Here is a 15545-nt window from a genome sequence, read left to right as displayed (position 1 = left end):
CACGATCGAGTCAAGGTCGACCGTCACGGCGGTGCAAGCGGTTTCCACAACCGATGCCCTCTGAAAGCATCCGGTGGACGTTTCGGGGTCACCGGGGGACGACTTCAGGGGGATGGGTGACGGGGTTCGTACTGCTGCGCGTCAGGGCGCACCGGCTGCTGCTGACCGCCGCGCTCCTCGCGGTCCTGCTGACCACCTCCGTCCTCGCCGCCCTCGCCGGCTTCTCCGGCTCCGTCGGCGACGCCGCCCTGCGCTCCACGCTCCAGGGCCGCGACGCGGCGGGCGCGGCGCTCGTCGTCACCGCGCAGGTCCCCGTCGACAAGCGGGCCGAGGCGGACGCTGTGGCCCGCGAAGGGGCCCGGAAGACCTTCGCCGGACTCCCGGTGGACGTACGGAAGCTGGAGCGCTCAGGGCCGTACGCGCTGCCGCGCACCCTCCAGGACCCCGCCGCCCGCCGCGGCCAGCCCGATCTGACGCATCTGGCCGCGCTCGACCGTTCACGGATCACCCTCGTGCGCGGGGCGCTCCCCAAGAGCTCCGGCGCCGGCGCCGGGACCGTCGAGGTCGCCGTGCCCGAGTCCGTGGCCAAGCGGCTGCGCGTCGAACTCGGCGCCGTGCTCGACCTCACCGACCGGCTCGACGACAAGCGCTCGCTGAAGGCCCGGGTCACCGGCGTCTACCGGCCGGCCGATCTCGCCGACATGTACTGGCAGTTGGACGAGGCCGCCGGCCGCGGCGTGCGCACCCTGGACTTCACCACGTACGGGCCCCTGCTCGCCGACCCTGCGCTGCTCGGCTCCGGCCGGCTCCCCCGGGGCGAGACGGCCTGGCTCGCGACCGCGGACTTCACGGGCGTGACGACCGACCGGATCGCCTCCCTGCGCGACGCCGCCACCTCCGGTTCCGCGGCGCTCGCCGCCGACGCCGCCCCGTTCGGCGGCGGGACGGTGACCGCGCAGACCTCGCTGCCGACCGTGCTCCAGCAGACCGAGCGGGCCCTGCTGGTGTCCCGGTCCACCCTGCTGATCGTCGCCGTGCAGCTGGTGCTGCTCGCCGCGTACACGCTGCTGCTGGTCGCCCGGCTGCTCAGCACCGAACGGTCCGGGGAGACGGAACTGCTGCGGGCGCGCGGCGGTTCGCGCGGCCGGATCGTGTGGCTCGCCTCCGTCGAAGCGCTGTTCCTCGCCCTGCCGGCGGCCCTGGCCGCACCTCTGCTCTCCGGCCCGCTCACCGAGCTGCTCGCCGAGCGTTCGACGCTCGCCGACGCCGGGCTGCGTCTCGACGCGGCGCCCGCCGGGGAGGTGTGGCTGGTGGCCGCCCTGGCCGCGGTCTGCTGCGCGGCCGCGGTCGTCGCGCCCGCACTCGCCGGCGGCGACGGAACGATCCAACTGCGGAAGAACCGTTCGGCGGCACTGCCCGCGTCGGTGCGGGCCGGGGCCGACATCGGTCTGCTGGTGATCGCGGCCGTCGCGTACTGGCAGCTCGACCGGCAGACCACCACGTCCGGCGCGGGCGGCGCGCTCAGCGGCGACCGCGAGGGCCGGCTCGGCATCGATCCCCTGCTGGTCGCCGCGCCCGCGCTGGCGCTGCTCGCCGGAACGGTGCTCACGCTGCGGCTGCTGCCGCCCGCCGCCCGGCTCGCGGAGAGGCGCGCGGCCGGCGGCCGGGGGCTGCCCACGGCGCTCGCGGGCTGGCAGGTCAGCCGCCGCCCGCTGCGCGGCGCGGGCCCGGTGCTGCTGCTCGTGCTCGCGGTGGCGATGGGCATGCTGGCGATCGGCCAGAGCGCCTCGTGGGGCCGCTCTCAGGACGACCAGGCCGACTTCCGCGCCGGGTCGGCCGTACGGGTCTTCACCTCGAAGGGCGGGGAGCCCGGGCAGGCAGGTCTGTACGCGGGGCTGCCGGGCGTGCGGGTCGCCGCGCCGGCGCTCCGCGGCAACATGGGCCTCGACCACGGCCGCACCGCGACCGTGCTCGCCCTGGACGTGGCGAGCGCCGCCACCGGGGACGGGATGCTGATGCGCGGGGACCAGGCGGACCGGCCCGTCCGCGACGTGCTGAAGAAGCTCACGCCCGGCGTGCGCGGGACGGCGACGCCCGGCCTGCGGCTCCCGGACGGAACCGAGGGCCTCGCCTTCGACATGCGGCTCGTGTCGGCGTCCACCCACCTGTCCCCGCCGCACGTGAGCGTCGTCGTGGAGGACCGGTTCGGCATCCCGTACCGGCAGAGCCTCGGCAATCTCCCGGGCGACGGGAAGGTCCACCGGCTCACCACCGACCTCCGCTCGGAGAAGGCCCCGCAGGGCGGCGAACCCATGGCGCCCGCCGGGCCGTTGACGCTGACGGCGCTGGAGGTCGACGGGCAGACCGAGTTCGGCGAGGGCGGCGCCGAGGAGCTGTCCGTCCGCTCGGTGACCGCCGTCCGCAAGGGCGGCGCCGGGCAGCCGGTGGACACGGCAGGCGCGTTCGGGCGCTGGAAGACCGATCTGCGTCAGGACACCATCGACCGCTCCGAGCCGGAGCCCTCGTCGCCGAAGCCGACTGGTACAGGCGCGGCACCGCTGACGCTCGCGTACGGACTCGACGCGGGCGACGAAACCTCCCCACTCGGCCTGGGCCAGGGATTCAGCCTGCGGCTCACCCCTGTAGGGACGACCGCGGTGACCCGGCTGGACGGGGTGGCGTCGGACGCCTTCCTGGCCGCAGCCGCGGCGAAGCCCGGCGACACCGTCGACGTCACCGTCGGCGGGCGGACCGTGCCGGTCCGGATCGTCGAGTCCGTCCGGCAGCTGCCGACGACGGGGGCGGGCGCGGCCCCGGTCTCCGCGGGGGCGGCGCCGGAGGGGGACGGCGGCGGGCTGCTGGTCGACCTGCGGGCCACGAACCGGCTGCTCGGCCGGCTCCCGGGCGGCCCGGTCCTGCAGCCCAACGAATGGTGGCTGGCGACCGAGCCGGGCCGCACGGGCGCGGTCGCGGCGGCCCTGCGGGCGCTGCCGGACACCGACCCGGCGCAGGTCCTGGTACGGGACGAGACGGCGGAGGAGCTCGTCGGCGACCCGCTCGGTGCGGGCCCGCGGTCCGCGCTGATGGCCGTCGCGGCGGTCGCGGCGGCGCTGGCCGCAGTGGGCTTCGCGGTGAGCACGGCCGGGTCGATGCGGGAACGGGCCGGCGAGTTCGGCCTGCTGCGCGCGCTGGGCGCGCCGCGCCGGCAGCTGGCCCGCCTGATCGCCGCCGAGCAGGGGCTGCTGATCGCCATCGGCCTGCTGGTGGGCCTGGCGCTCGGCGCGGTCCTGACCCGGGCGGTGGTCCCGCTGGTCGTCCTGACCGGGCAGGCCGCCCGTCCGATCCCCTCGGTCCTGGTCGAACTGCCCGTCCCCCAGGTCGCCCTGCTGATCGCCGCGGTCGCGGCGGTGCCGCTGCTCATCGTCGCCGTGATCGCGCTGCGCCGCGAGGACCCGGCGACGACCCTGCGGACCCAGGGGGCGGAATGACGACCGCCCCGCCCGTACCCGTAGCCAGCCCCCTGGGAGGCAACTGACATGGCCCACAAGCCCGTTGCCACCGTCGCTCCGTGGGTGCGGACGCGCTTGCGGACCGCGCCCGGGGCCGCGTGCGCGGTCGCGCTGCTCGTGCTCGTCACCGCGTTCCTGGCCGCCGCGCTGCCCCGCGCCGTCGACGTGTACGAGACCGCGGGGCTGCGGCACGCGATCGACTCGGCGGAGCCGGCCGACCGCGTCGTCGAGGTCGTCACCGGCGACCGGTACAGGCCGCACGAGGTCCTGCCGGACCGGCTCGCCCAGGACCACGCCGACATCCTGGAACAACTGCCGCCCTCCCTGAGGACGCTGCCCGCCGACTCCGCGTACGGCGTGCGGTCCACGAAGCGCGTCGAGGGCATGGACACGTGGCTGCCGAAGCCGTACAAGACACGCCCGCAGCTGACGCTGTCCTCGCAGTCCGGCATCGAGCGGCACAGCACCCTGCGCGCGGGCCGGTTCGCGACGAAGGGCGCCGAGCCGGAGGCCGTCGTCACCGTCGAGACGGCCGAGGCCCTCCGCATCGAGCCGGGCGCCGTCGTCCACGTCCCGGGCAAGAACGCCCAGCCGGTCGGCATCCGGATCACCGGGATCGTCGAGCCCAGCGCCCCGCGCAGCGCCTACTGGTCGTACGAGCCAACCCTGCGCACTCCCGTGTACGCGGCCGTCCCGGACGCCCAGGGGCCCGAGTTCTACTGGGAGGCCGCGCTGCTCCTCGCCCCGGACGCGGCCGACACGATCCTGCGGACCACCGGCGGCTCCGACGTGTACTGGCGGCTCGCGCCCGCGAGCGGCCACCTCACCGGGCGGGACGTGCCCGAGCTCGCCGCCGCTCTCAACTCCCTCACCCGCGGCCCCGACCTCGTCCGGATGCGGCACATGGTCGGAGCCACCACGGCCGTGAACTCCGGCCTCGGTGACGTCGTCGAGACCTTCTCCGGCATGCGCGCGGCGATCTCGCCCGTCGTCGCCGTCGCCGCGTTCGGGATGGGCGCGGTCGCGGCGGTCGTGCTCGCCATGACCGGCGGCCTGTTCGCCTCCCGCCGGTACGCCGAACTCGCCCTGCTCCGTTCGCGCGGCGGCTCGCTCTCCGGCATCGGCGTGCGGCTGCTCGGCGAGACGACGGTGACGGCGGTACCGGCCGCGGCGCTCGGGCTGCTGCTCGCCGTGCTCGCCGTCGACGGCTCCGACAGCGGCGCGGCGGGCTCCGCCCGGTTCCTGCCCGCGCTGGCCGCGGCCGGCGGCGTCGCGCTCGTCGCCGTCGTGGCGCTGCCACTGCGCGCCCTGTACCTGCACCGCAGGCCGCAGTTGCACGGCGCGCGCGACGACCTCGTGGACGCGCGGCCGTCGCGCCGCCGGACGGTCGCCGAGCTGACGCTGCTCGTGCTCGCCGTCGGGGCGGTCGTCGCCCTGCGCAGGCGCGGCACCGGGGACGCCGGGGACCATCTGGTCAGCGCGGCGCCGGTGCTCGTCGCGCTGATCGCCGCGCTGGTCCTCGTACGGCTCTATCCGCTGCCGCTGCGATGGGCGGCCCGGCCGGCGGCGCGGCTGCGCGGCGCGGTCGGCTACCTGTCGCTGGCGCGCGCCGGACGCTCATCCGCGAACGGCGCGCTGCCGCTGCTCGCGCTGCTGGTGGCGCTGACGACGACGGCGTTCGGCGGTTCGGTCCTCGCCGGTGTCGCGGACGCCCGGGACCGGGCCGCGGTCCTCGCGACCGGCGCGGACGCGCGGATCGCCTCGCCGGTCGAGTGGAACCCGCTGCCCGCGGGCCTCGAACGGGCCGTGCGCGGCTCGGCCGGGGTGCGGGACGCGGTGCCGGTGCAGATCGAGTACGGGGTGTCGCTGCCGTCGCGGGTGACCGGCTCGGTGGAGGCGAAGAACGTCACGCTGGTGGGCGTCGACCCCGGCCGGTACGCGCGGCTCGCCCGCGAGACGGACATCGGCGCGTTCCCTGAGTCCCTGCTGCGGTCCACCGGGTCCCGCGAAGGCGGGCGCGACCGGGTGGTGCCGGTCATCGCCTCGCCCGCGGTCGCGGAGCGGCTCGGCGCGGACCCGTTCGGGATCGTGTCGGTCGCCGGCGAGTTCAAGGTGAAGGTGGTCGCGGTGCGCACGCACACCCCCGCCGTGCCCGACGCGGACTTCCTGCTGGTCAACAGCGCCGACCTGAACCGCGCCGCGCCGACGGCACTGCTGGTCTCCGCGCGGGCGGGCGGCCTCGACGGCGCGGCCCTGCGGGGTGCCGTACGGGCCGCAGGGGCGAAGGACTTCACGGTGCGGCTCCGTCAGGAGCAGCGCACCGCGTACGTGGACTCGCCGATGCAGACGGGCGCGGAGCGGGTGTACGTGACGGCGATCGGCGCGGGCGCCGGGTACGCCGGCCTGGCCGTGCTGCTGTCACTGGTGCAGTCCTCGCCGGAGCGGGCCACGCTGCTCGCCCGGCTGCGGACGATGGGCCTGAACCGCCGGCAGGGCCGCCGGCTGCTCGGCCTGGAGGCGCTGCCGCAGGCGGTGCTCGCGGCGGCCGGCGGCACGCTGGTCGGCTGGGCGACGATCCTGCTGCTCGCGCCCGGCGTGGACCTGGTGCGGCTCGCGCTGGCCGCCGCGCCCGGGCTGACGACCCTCGACCACGCGACGCTGCGGGCCGACGCGTGGTCGCTGGCGCTGCCCGCGGCCGGGGTGGTGCTGCTGACGGGAGCGGCGGCGGGACTCCAGGCGTGGTGGGCCGCGCGCAGCGGATCGATCAAGGAACTCAGGGCAGGAGACACGCGATGACCGACACGACTCTGGCGGAGCTGGAGCAGCGGGCGACGGCGCGGCGCGACCGGCCCTCGTACGGGCACGACGCCCTGATCGCCTGCGACCGGCTGGTCCGCATCTTCACCACGGACGGCGTGGAGGTGCAGGCCCTCCAGGGCCTGGACCTGCTGGTGAAGGAGGGCGAGCTGATGGCCCTGGTGGGCGCCTCGGGCTCGGGCAAGTCCACGCTGATGAACATCCTGGCGGGCCTGGACGTGCCGACGGCGGGCGCGGCGAAGGTCGCGGGCTGCGACCTGCTGTCCATGGACGCGAAGGCCCGCCTGCGGTACCGGCGGGACGTGGTCGGCTTCGTCTGGCAGCAGACGGCGCGCAACCTGCTCCCGTACCTGACGGCGGCCCAGAACGTGGCGCTGCCGATGCAGTTGCGCGGCGGCACGAAGCGCAAGGCGAAGGCCGAACGAGCCGAGGCCCTCCTCTCCATGCTCGACATCGCGGACTGCCGCGACCGCCGCCCGCACCAGATGTCCGGCGGCCAGCAGCAGCGCGTCGCGATCGCGGTGGCCCTGGCGAACAACCCGTCGGTCCTGCTCGCCGACGAACCCACCGGCGAGCTGGACTCGGCCACCGGCGAACAGGTCTTCGCGGCCTTCCGCCGCGCCAACGAGGAACTCGGCACGACGATCGTGATCGTCACCCACGACCAGGCGGTCGCCTCCGAGGTCCGCCGCACGGTAGCCATCCGCGACGGCCGCACCTCCTCGGAGGTCCTCCGCCGCACCGAGGTCGACGCGGAAGGCCAGGAGTCCCTGGTAGCCCGCGAATACGCCATGCTCGACCGAGCCGGCCGCCTCCAGCTCCCGGCCGACTACACCGAAACCCTGGGCATGGAACACCGCGTCATGCTCGAACTCGAACCCGACCACATCGGCGTCTGGCCGGACGACGCGGCCCGGGGAGACGACCCGAAGGACGAGGGGTAGGGCGGGGGCTGCCGGGCCGGCGAGGGGCGGCGCGGCTGCCGCCCACCGGGCGGCGCGGGCAGCGGACGGGCGGTGCGGCCCGTCGGCGCGAAGCTGCCGTGCAGCAGGGTGGCGCGGGCGACGCGGGCGGCGGCAGGCGGGCGGCACGGGCCTGCGACGCGAAGGTGCCCCGCAAGCGGGTCGCAGACGGCGCAGCCTGCTGGAGGGTCGCTCCTGGACAGGACACGTGCGGCGCGAAGCTGCCGCCCACCAGGCGGCGCGGACGGCGGGGGCGGCGGCGCGAAGCTGCCGCACACCAGGCTGGCGCGGACGGCGGGGCCTGCGGCGCGAAGCTGCCGCACACCAGGCTGGCGCGGACGGCGGGGCCTGCGGCGCGAAGCTGCCGCACACCAGGCCGGCGCAGCCGCGGAGCGGCTGGCGCGGCGCCTCAAGCCACCACCACCCGCGGCGCGAAGCTGCCGCACCGCAAGGGGTGCGGGGCGTCGGCCGCGCAACACCGCCAGAACCGCCTCAGGACGGGGTGAGGGTCAGGGTGGGGGTCGTGCGGAGGGCGACGGAGCCGTACGGGGTGCGGAGGCGGAGCCAGGGGCCGGCGGCCAGCAGGGACACCGGGACCTCGTGCGGGGGCAGGAAGCCCAGCGACTGCGCGGCGTGCACGGCCCGCAGCGGGAGCCCCGTGTCCGCGACGGTCCGCGACCAGATGTCGCGGCCGATGCGGTCCCGCTCCGCCCGGTTCCGCCGCTCCTGCGGCAACGCCTGGTCCCGCGCACGGAACTCCGCGACCGCCGCCGCCACGACGGCCCGCAGCGCGGGGGCGCCCGGCACGCCCTCGACCGGCGCCCAGCCGCCCCGCGGCGGCAGCACGCCCGCCCACGGCGGCCCGGTGACCGCGCCCGGCACGACCGCCTTGCCGGCCGACTCCTCGATGCCTTCGAGGAGTTCACCGGCGGACACGGTCACGTCCAGCTCCACCACGTCCGCCAGCCGCGCCGTACGGATCGCGAGGACCTCGAACGACGGCGGCCGCCCGAACACGGCGAGCGCCCCGCCGCCCGCCTGGAGGCGGACGGCCGCGGCCCGGTCGTAGCGGAGCAGCCGGCCCAGGAAGGCGGCGAGGTCCGCCGCCTCCCTGGCGTCGGCGAAGTGCAGCGGCGCGATCACGCTCATGCGGCGGAGGACATCCCGTCGTCCACGTACTCCTCCAGGAAGGAGCGCTCCTCCGCGGAGATCCGGCGCGGCCGCTGGGCCTCCATGTCGAAGGGGACGACGACGGTCGAGGCGCGGACGTACGTGACGTCCGGGTCCTTGATCTCGTACGCGATCGTCAGCGACGCCGCGCCTATCTTCGTCACCCACGACTCGATGGTGACCGGCGCGTGCCGGTGCACCAGCGGCCGCTTGTAGTCGATCTCGTGCCGGGCCACGACGGACCCGCCGGAGAACGACGGCGAGCCGTCGCCCGGCGCCAGCCGGAACATGAAGTCGATCCGCGCCTCTTCCAGGTACCGCAGGAAGACGACGTTGTTGACGTGCCCGAAGGCGTCCATGTCCGACCAGCGCAGGGGGCAGCTGTAGATGTGGCGAGCCATGAACCGATCAGCCCCGGGTCAGCTTCTTGTACGTGGCACGGTGCGGACGGGCCGCGTCCGCGCCGAGGCGCTCGATCTTGTTCTTCTCGTACGACTCGAAGTTGCCCTCGAACCAGAACCACTTGGACTCGCCCTCGTAGGCGAGGATGTGCGTGGCGACCCGGTCGAGGAACCAGCGGTCGTGGGAGACGACCACGGCGCAGCCGGGGAACTCCAGGAGCGCGTTCTCGAGCGAGGACAGGGTCTCGACGTCGAGGTCGTTGGTCGGCTCGTCGAGAAGCAGCAGGTTGCCGCCCTGCTTGAGGGTGAGCGCGAGGTTGAGGCGGTTGCGCTCACCGCCGGAGAGCACGCCGGCCGGCTTCTGCTGGTCCGGGCCCTTGAAGCCGAACGCGGAGACGTACGCCCGCGACGGCATCTCGACCTGGCCGACGTTGATGTAGTCCAGCTCGTCGGAGACGACGGCCCACAGCGTCTTCTTGGGGTCGATGTTGGCGCGGCCCTGGTCGACGTACGAGACCTTGACGGTCTCGCCGACCTTGATGTCGCCGGAGTCCGGCTGCTCCAGGCCCTGGATCATCTTGAACAGCGTGGTCTTGCCGGCGCCGTTCGGGCCGATGACGCCGACGATGCCGTTACGGGGCAGCGTGAAGGACAGGTCGTCGATCAGGACCTTCTCGCCGAAGGCCTTGGAGAGGTTGTTGACCTCGACGACGATCGAGCCCAGACGCGGGCCCGGCGGGATCTGGATCTCCTCGAAGTCCAGCTTCCGCATCTTGTCGGCCTCGGCCGCCATCTCCTCGTACCGGGCGAGACGGGCCTTGGACTTGGCCTGACGGCCCTTGGCGTTGGAGCGGACCCACTCCAGCTCCTCCTTCAGACGCTTCGCACGCTTGGCGTCCTTCTGGCCCTCGACCTTGAGGCGGCTGGCCTTGGCGTCGAGGTAGGTGGAGTAGTTGCCCTCGTACGGGTGGGCGCGGCCGCGGTCGAGCTCGAGGATCCACTCGGCGACGTTGTCGAGGAAGTACCGGTCGTGGGTGACGGCGACGACGGTGCCGGGGTACTTGGCGAGGTGCTGCTCCAGCCACTGCACGGACTCGGCGTCCAGGTGGTTGGTGGGCTCGTCGAGGAGCAGCAGGTCGGGCGCCTCGAGGAGGAGCTTGCAGAGCGCGACGCGGCGGCGCTCACCACCGGACAGGTTGGTGACCGGCCAGTCGCCGGGCGGGCAGCCCAGGGCGTCCATGGCCTGCTCCAGCTGGGTGTCGAGGTCCCACGCGTTGGCGTGGTCCAGGTCCTCCTGGAGCTTGCCCATCTCGTCCATGAGCGCGTCCGAGTAGTCGGTCGCCATGAGCTCGGCGACCTCGTTGAAGCGCTTCAGCTTCCCCATAACCTCGGCGGCGCCGTCCTGCACGTTCTCCAGGACCGTCTTGGACTCGTCGAGCGGCGGCTCCTGGAGGAGCATGCCGACGGTGTAGCCCGGGGACAGGAACGCGTCACCGTTGGACGGCTGCTCAAGACCCGCCATGATCTTCAGCACGGTGGACTTACCGGCGCCGTTCGGGCCGACCACACCGATCTTCGCGCCGGGCAGGAAGCTCAGCGTCACGTCATCGAGGATGACCTTGTCGCCGTGCGCCTTGCGCGCCTTGCGCATCGTGTAGATGTACTCAGCCAAGAGAAACCGTCCGGCAAAGAGTGAGTGGGCAGATACACCCCATCTTGCCTGACCGCCACCCCCGGGGGCGAACCAGTAGGCGGGGCACCCCCTGACCTGCGCGTTCCCGGGTCACCCTCGTAGCCGACCTGTCACCGTTGGTCGCCCCCGGTCGCCCCTGAGCCCCCTCGCACGGCCCACAGACGGCCCGGCACGCCCACCCGAAGCGGCGCCCTGGCTTGCACGAGCAAGCCCCTCGACCACGCGTCGACACATAGAGTTAGTGACCCACACAGCATGGAGCGGCGAGGGTGCGTCCCCCTCGAAGGTTCCACGGAAAGTCGCGAATAACCCGAAAAGGGGGGGTCTTGTTCGAGACGGTGCAGATTTCGACAGAGCAGGTAGAAACGCTCCTTGAGCGCCAAGAGGGGCACTTTATCGACTTCAAAGACAAGCGGATCGCACCCGCGAAGGTAGCTCGGGCAGTGTCCGCCTTCTGCAATGCAGACGGAGGGGACCTCTATATCGGTATAACCGAGACCGCATCTGGATTCCACTGGGACGGATTCGGAGACCCAGAAGACGCGAATCAGCTTGTCCATGCACTGGAAGAAGTCTCTCCTTTCGGGACAGACCTTGACGGGGAGTTCCTGTTTGCCGAGCAACTTCCCGGCTACGTCCTGCACATCAACGCAAGAAAATCTCGAACCATCCGAAAGACTGCCGATGGGAAGATCTACAAACGCCTCAGCGCTCAGAACGTCCCGGTAGTCTCGGAAGAGGCTCTTACCGCGCTCCGCCGGCAAAAGGGTCTCGAATCGTTCGAGTCCGAGACACTGCCAATCGGCGTAGACGTCGTGACAAACTCGGAAGCGATTATCGAGTACCTCCTCAGCGCGGTGCCCGTTTCAGAGCCAGAAACCTATCTGAGGAAGCAACACCTCCTCGTTTCAGGAAATCCGGTTGTGGCTGCCGCGCTCCTCTTTGCTGACGAGCCTCAAGCGTGCCTTCCAAAGCGGTGCGGGATCAAGATCTACCGGTACAGCAGCGAGGAGCAGTCACGGGATCGGCTTGTCGAGGACCCTGTGACCATCGAGGGAGCCCTCTACAAACAGATCTATGACGCTGTCGATAGGACTGTCCAGGTCGTATCTGCGGCGGCATACCTCGATGAAGATGGCCTTCGCAACGTCAAGTATCCCCATGAAGCGTTGCACGAGATCATCACTAACGCCGTGCTTCACCGGGACTACTCAGTAACAGATGACATCCACATTCGAATCTTCGAGAATCGAATTGAGATCCAGAGCCCAGGACGACTGCCGGGCCATATTACGACCAGCAACATTCTCGACGAACGCCTCAGCAGGAACCCGTACCTTGTTCGCCATTTGAATCGATTCCCGAATCCACCGAATAAGGACGTGGGCGAGGGCCTCAACACGGCCTTCGAGTCGATGAAGAAACTGAACCTTCGCTCTCCTATCATCACCGAGGGTGTTAATTCAGTCCTGGTAACCGTTCGACATGAAAGTCTCGCTTCCCCTGCCCAACAGGTGGTGGAGTACCTGAACGACAATGATTCCATCAAGAACGAGCAGGCTCGCAAATTGACCGGGATCGGCAGCGAGAGCAAAATGAAGAAAATCTTCGAGACTCTTATCGAAGCAGGCGAAATCGAGCATAAACCAGGAACGGCTGGTCGCGGGTACGCATACCAGCTAAAGCGAAAGGGAGACGATCCCGCGTAACACGGCACAGCGGGTCACCGGGCTCCCTCGCCCAAAGCTCGCCCAGCTCCCATCCCGTCTGCCGTCGACCCACACACCGTGGAGCGGACGCGGGTCCTGGCGTCCAGGTGGAGCGCGCCACTGTACGAACGACCTGGACGCCAGGGCCCGTGTCTGCTCGGCTCTGCCTGGGTCGATGGCAGACGGGATGGGAGCCCCTCACCTCCACCACGACGCTGCCGGCAGACGCCCACAGGCCCCGTCCATCCCGGAGCCTGAGCGCCCCCGCCGGAGGCATCGCCCTGGCCGGCACGTCGCGCACTCGCTCCAGCCACGTCGTGGTTCTTCCCGCCCATCAACCCGAGCCGTCAGGCGTGCGGACGGCGGCCGGGCTGGAGCGGGGCGTAGACAGGAGCGCAGGCCCGGACGACGGGCCGCGCGCACCGCGCCGTGCGCGGTGGGTGCCTTGATGAAGTAGAGAAACTCTCACCGCACCTCGGTCCCTCTATGCCGCGAGGCGGTCCGGACGCTCTCCGTGCTCCAGGTACACCGGAGCCGCTGCCGCGCGGGCTTCCACGGCCGCTGAGATTCGTCGAGCCAAACGAGGGATCGTGCGCTGGTGGACATCGTCCAGGGAGAGGAAAGCGATGCTCTTGATCTCGTCGGCCTGCAAGGTGACTCGATCCAGGGTCTCCGCCGAGAGCTGACCACCGTCGAAGAGGTAGAGCACCTTGTCGCCCTCGTTTGCGCTGGGCGCCCAGTCAACGGCCAGCAGGCGTCCAAGTTGCGGAGCGATGCCCAACTCCTCTCGGACCTCGCGAACGGCAGCTTGCAGCGGTGATTCGCCTGCCTCGACGTACCCGCCGGGGATGTCCCAGTAGTCCTTGTACGTGGGCTCCACCATGAGGACCCGACCCCCGGCATCAAAGAACAGCGCACCCGCGGCCATGCGCGGATGCGCCATCCTCAGTTCGTGCTCGTTCGCTGCCATGCAGCCGAGCGTACCGACTCAGATCACGTGCAGGCGGTTGGCCAGATCAGCCATGGCACGACTCGGTCGGCCGCGCTGGTTGCGGACCCAACTCAGCACAAGCTCTCGCGCGAGATAGTGGCTCCGTACCTGCTCGGGCGCCCACCGCTCCGCTTCGAGGACCATCGCCAAGGCATCGTCCACACGGTTGTGCGCACTCAAGGCTCGGGCCACCTCAAGGTTGTGCCGTGTCCGGCGCTCGGTCGGCAAGGCACTCGTATCGATCTGCGGTCCCAGGTCGACGGCAACCTGCATGTCTCCCAGCTCGGCAGACGTGGCCACGCGGTGGATCGCCACGTTGGTCGGCCCGAAAGCGGTCCACACGTGGTTGGCGTCGCGCCCAAGTTGCCGCGCCGCCCGGTCGGCTTCAGCCAGGAAAGCCCCGGTAGTGGAACGATCGTCCGCACGCGCTGCGGCCATGGAGCCGGCGAGGAAGAGAGTCCCGTAGATCGACAGGAAGTCTGGGGCCGCAGTGCTGAGCCCCGGGCGGAGGTAGTCCGAAGCATCGCCGACCAACTGCACGGCAGCGTCGAAGCGACCGTTGGACAAGAGACAGTGAGCCACCGACCGGAAGAGTGAACCTGTCACCACCGCGTTGCCCGACTGCTGAGCAGCGGCCAAGCCTCGATCCGCAGCGATCCATGCAAGGTCGGTCTCACCGAGCTTCGTGAGCACCATGGCGGCACCTTGGTAGGTCATGGCCATCAGCTCGTGGGCCTTGTCGCGCTCCTGACCCTCGTACGCCTGGGCCGCGATGAGCACATCAGCAAGGAGAAGCGGAAGCCGGCGCGTCGCGAATCCGTACCGTGATTCCTGGTAGGCGTCCCAGACTTCGGCGACGTTGTCGCGCAACTCGTCGAGAGGCGTCGGCTCCCCCTCGGTCGTCACCCCCAGAAGCGGCGTGAGCTGGCGGTAGTTCATCAGCGCCGATCGCAGTGCCGGCACCGTACGAGTGCCGCTGTCGGGCGTCCAGTCCATGAGGGTGGGTTCGGCGAGCAGATCGCCAAGGGTCACGTCCAGGGCATCGGCCAGTGACTTGATAACCGAGAGCCTGTCCAGCTCCAGTCGGTTGTTCTCGGCCTTGCTCAACCAGTCGACCGTGCGCCCGACGAGTCCGGCCAAGACCTCCTGGGACATGCCCCGCCGGCGGCGATACCAAGCAACGCGCTCGCCGGTCGTCAGGTTCGTCGTCATTCCTCGCATGGGAAGAGCGTCCCCCCGCCTCGTCACGCGACCCCGGAGAGTTTTTCCGGGGTAGTACTACGGACCGGTCCTAGCGTTGCTGACTACCCGAGGGGTTGTCAGACGGAACGTGCGACGAGGGGGCCACGATGGCACTTACCCCAGCAGAACAGTTAAAACTGCTCGACGAGATCAAGGGGATTGGCAGGGATCTTGCGGATCTGGCCCGCAGAGCCGACGCGGTGATCACTGCGCTCGCGTCTGCTGCCTCACCAAGTCCTCAAGTTGATCCATGCGCTCGGCGAGACGTCGTACATCCCGCCGGACCTCCGCGAGGTACTCAGTGATCTGCTCGAACTCCGGGCTGCGCTTGGGCTCTTGCCCTTCGCCAGGCAGGGTGGCAAAACTGCCCTTCCCCTGGTGGGAGATCACATAGCCGTCCTCGCGTAGCCGAGCGATCGCCTGGCGCGCGACGGTGCGCGAAACGCCGTGATCAGCCATCAGCTGTGCCTCAGACGGCAACTTCTCGCCCGGCGGAAGCTCCCCGTCCCGGATCATGCGCTTGAACTCGTCGGCGATCTGCAAGTACGCAGCGCGACCGGTGAAGTCGGCCATAGCCCCTCTCAATGTGTCGTACCTAGTGCAGCACATCGCGTAGATCCAAGTCGAGGAGCACTTGACACACCAAGTAGTACAGGCCCATTCTCTAACCCAAGATGACGTACTAAGTACGTCAGGTTCTCGACCTAGGAGCGCGCTCATGCGTCAGATCCCCGTCGACACGTCCACCGCCGTTGCGATGGTGGCCCAGCCCCCGACCCCGAAGATCGCGAACCGTCAGACCGGTGAGGTCGCGACCGACCGCGAGACCGGCGCCACGATGATGGTGGTCGACGTCATGTTCGTGATGGACGGCAACGCCGAGATCCTGAGCCTGGCCGTCCCGGAGACCGGCGTCCCCCGCGACCTGACGATGGGCACCCCGGTCGCCCTGACCGGTGTCATCGCCCGGCCGTGGGAGCGGGACGGCCGGCACGGCATCGCCTTCCGCGCCGTCGCCGTCACCCCGATCACCGCCGCGAAGGCGGCCTGA

11 protein-coding genes are annotated in these 15545 nt (G+C 71.1%); 5 read left to right on the top strand and 6 right to left on the bottom strand.

What is annotated here, in order from left to right:
* Positions 1-116: 116 nt before the first annotated feature.
* The 3 genes from R2D22_RS24250 to R2D22_RS24240 are packed head-to-tail and all read left to right on the top strand — an operon-like array spanning position 117 to position 7270.
* Positions 117-3488, top strand: coding sequence for an ABC transporter permease (locus R2D22_RS24250; RefSeq protein WP_318106772.1), 3372 nt, complete (start codon positions 117-119; stop codon positions 3486-3488).
* A 48-nt stretch (positions 3489-3536) separates the two neighbouring features.
* Positions 3537-6305 (top strand): ABC transporter permease family protein, encoded by a 2769-nt coding sequence (locus R2D22_RS24245; protein ID WP_318106771.1) that lies wholly within the window; start codon positions 3537-3539, stop codon positions 6303-6305.
* Positions 6302-7270 (top strand): ABC transporter ATP-binding protein, encoded by a 969-nt coding sequence (locus R2D22_RS24240; protein ID WP_318106770.1) that lies wholly within the window; start codon positions 6302-6304, stop codon positions 7268-7270. Before R2D22_RS24245 ends, R2D22_RS24240 begins: the two co-directional genes overlap by 4 nt.
* A gap of 510 nt (positions 7271-7780) precedes the next feature.
* Here R2D22_RS24240 and R2D22_RS24235 read toward each other — a convergent pair.
* The 3 genes from R2D22_RS24235 to ettA are packed head-to-tail and all read right to left on the bottom strand — an operon-like array spanning position 7781 to position 10531.
* Positions 7781-8437, bottom strand: coding sequence for a DUF8010 domain-containing protein (locus R2D22_RS24235; protein ID WP_318106769.1), 657 nt, complete (start codon positions 8435-8437; stop codon positions 7781-7783).
* A complete protein-coding gene (locus tag R2D22_RS24230) occupies positions 8434-8859 on the bottom strand; it encodes an acyl-CoA thioesterase (RefSeq protein WP_318106768.1) in 426 nt (141 codons plus the stop codon). The genes R2D22_RS24235 and R2D22_RS24230 overlap by 4 nt, the downstream gene beginning before the upstream one ends.
* Before the next feature lie 7 nt (positions 8860-8866).
* The gene (gene ettA / locus R2D22_RS24225) at positions 8867-10531 is read right to left on the bottom strand and encodes an energy-dependent translational throttle protein EttA (protein ID WP_318106767.1); all 1665 of its coding nucleotides are present in this window, start codon (positions 10529-10531) and stop codon (positions 8867-8869) included.
* Positions 10532-10878: 347 nt separating this feature from the next.
* Between ettA and R2D22_RS24220 the strand changes: the two genes are divergently transcribed.
* Positions 10879-12261, top strand: coding sequence for an ATP-binding protein (locus R2D22_RS24220; RefSeq protein WP_318106766.1), 1383 nt, complete (start codon positions 10879-10881; stop codon positions 12259-12261).
* Between the two features lie 484 nt (positions 12262-12745).
* On the opposite strand, the gene R2D22_RS24215 is transcribed toward R2D22_RS24220, so the two are convergent.
* The 3 genes from R2D22_RS24215 to R2D22_RS24205 all read right to left on the bottom strand — a co-directional run bounded on the left by R2D22_RS24215 (position 12746) and on the right by R2D22_RS24205 (position 15067).
* Positions 12746-13231 carry an NUDIX domain-containing protein gene (locus tag R2D22_RS24215; protein WP_318106765.1) on the bottom strand — a complete coding sequence of 162 codons (486 nt, stop codon included), beginning with the start codon at positions 13229-13231 and terminating at the stop codon, positions 12746-12748.
* Between the two features lie 18 nt (positions 13232-13249).
* Positions 13250-14464, bottom strand: a complete 1215-nt coding sequence (locus tag R2D22_RS24210) for a helix-turn-helix domain-containing protein (RefSeq protein WP_318106764.1) — start codon at positions 14462-14464, stop codon at positions 13250-13252.
* 234 nt (positions 14465-14698) lie between these two features.
* A complete protein-coding gene (locus R2D22_RS24205; RefSeq protein ID WP_318106763.1) occupies positions 14699-15067 on the bottom strand; it encodes a winged helix-turn-helix domain-containing protein in 369 nt (122 codons plus the stop codon).
* A 145-nt stretch (positions 15068-15212) separates the two neighbouring features.
* On the opposite strand from R2D22_RS24205, the gene R2D22_RS24200 reads away from it, so the two are divergent.
* Positions 15213-15545, top strand: coding sequence for an SCO3933 family regulatory protein (locus tag R2D22_RS24200; protein ID WP_318106762.1), 333 nt, complete (start codon positions 15213-15215; stop codon positions 15543-15545).

Source organism: Streptomyces sp. HUAS YS2 (genome assembly GCF_033343995.1).
In the GTDB taxonomy this organism is placed as follows: Bacteria; Actinomycetota; Actinomycetes; order Streptomycetales; family Streptomycetaceae; genus Streptomyces; species Streptomyces solicathayae.
Note: the sequence above shows the minus strand (reverse complement) of the source record. Positions and strands in the feature narration are given on the sequence as shown.

What these genes read in the sequence shown, in the direction of transcription:
- R2D22_RS24230 (WP_318106768.1), bottom strand. Translation starts at nt 8,859, where the DNA reads ATGGCTCGCCACATCTACAGCTGCCCCCTGCGCTGGTCGGACATGGAC.
- R2D22_RS24205 (WP_318106763.1), bottom strand. Translation starts at nt 15,067, where the DNA reads ATGGCCGACTTCACCGGTCGCGCTGCGTACTTGCAGATCGCCGACGAG.
- R2D22_RS24240 (WP_318106770.1), top strand. Translation starts at nt 6,302, where the DNA reads ATGACCGACACGACTCTGGCGGAGCTGGAGCAGCGGGCGACGGCGCGG.
- R2D22_RS24210 (WP_318106764.1), bottom strand. Translation starts at nt 14,464, where the DNA reads ATGACGACGAACCTGACGACCGGCGAGCGCGTTGCTTGGTATCGCCGC.
- R2D22_RS24235 (WP_318106769.1), bottom strand. Translation starts at nt 8,437, where the DNA reads ATGAGCGTGATCGCGCCGCTGCACTTCGCCGACGCCAGGGAGGCGGCG.
- R2D22_RS24245 (WP_318106771.1), top strand. Translation starts at nt 3,537, where the DNA reads ATGGCCCACAAGCCCGTTGCCACCGTCGCTCCGTGGGTGCGGACGCGC.
- R2D22_RS24200 (WP_318106762.1), top strand. Translation starts at nt 15,213, where the DNA reads ATGCGTCAGATCCCCGTCGACACGTCCACCGCCGTTGCGATGGTGGCC.
- R2D22_RS24215 (WP_318106765.1), bottom strand. Translation starts at nt 13,231, where the DNA reads ATGGCAGCGAACGAGCACGAACTGAGGATGGCGCATCCGCGCATGGCC.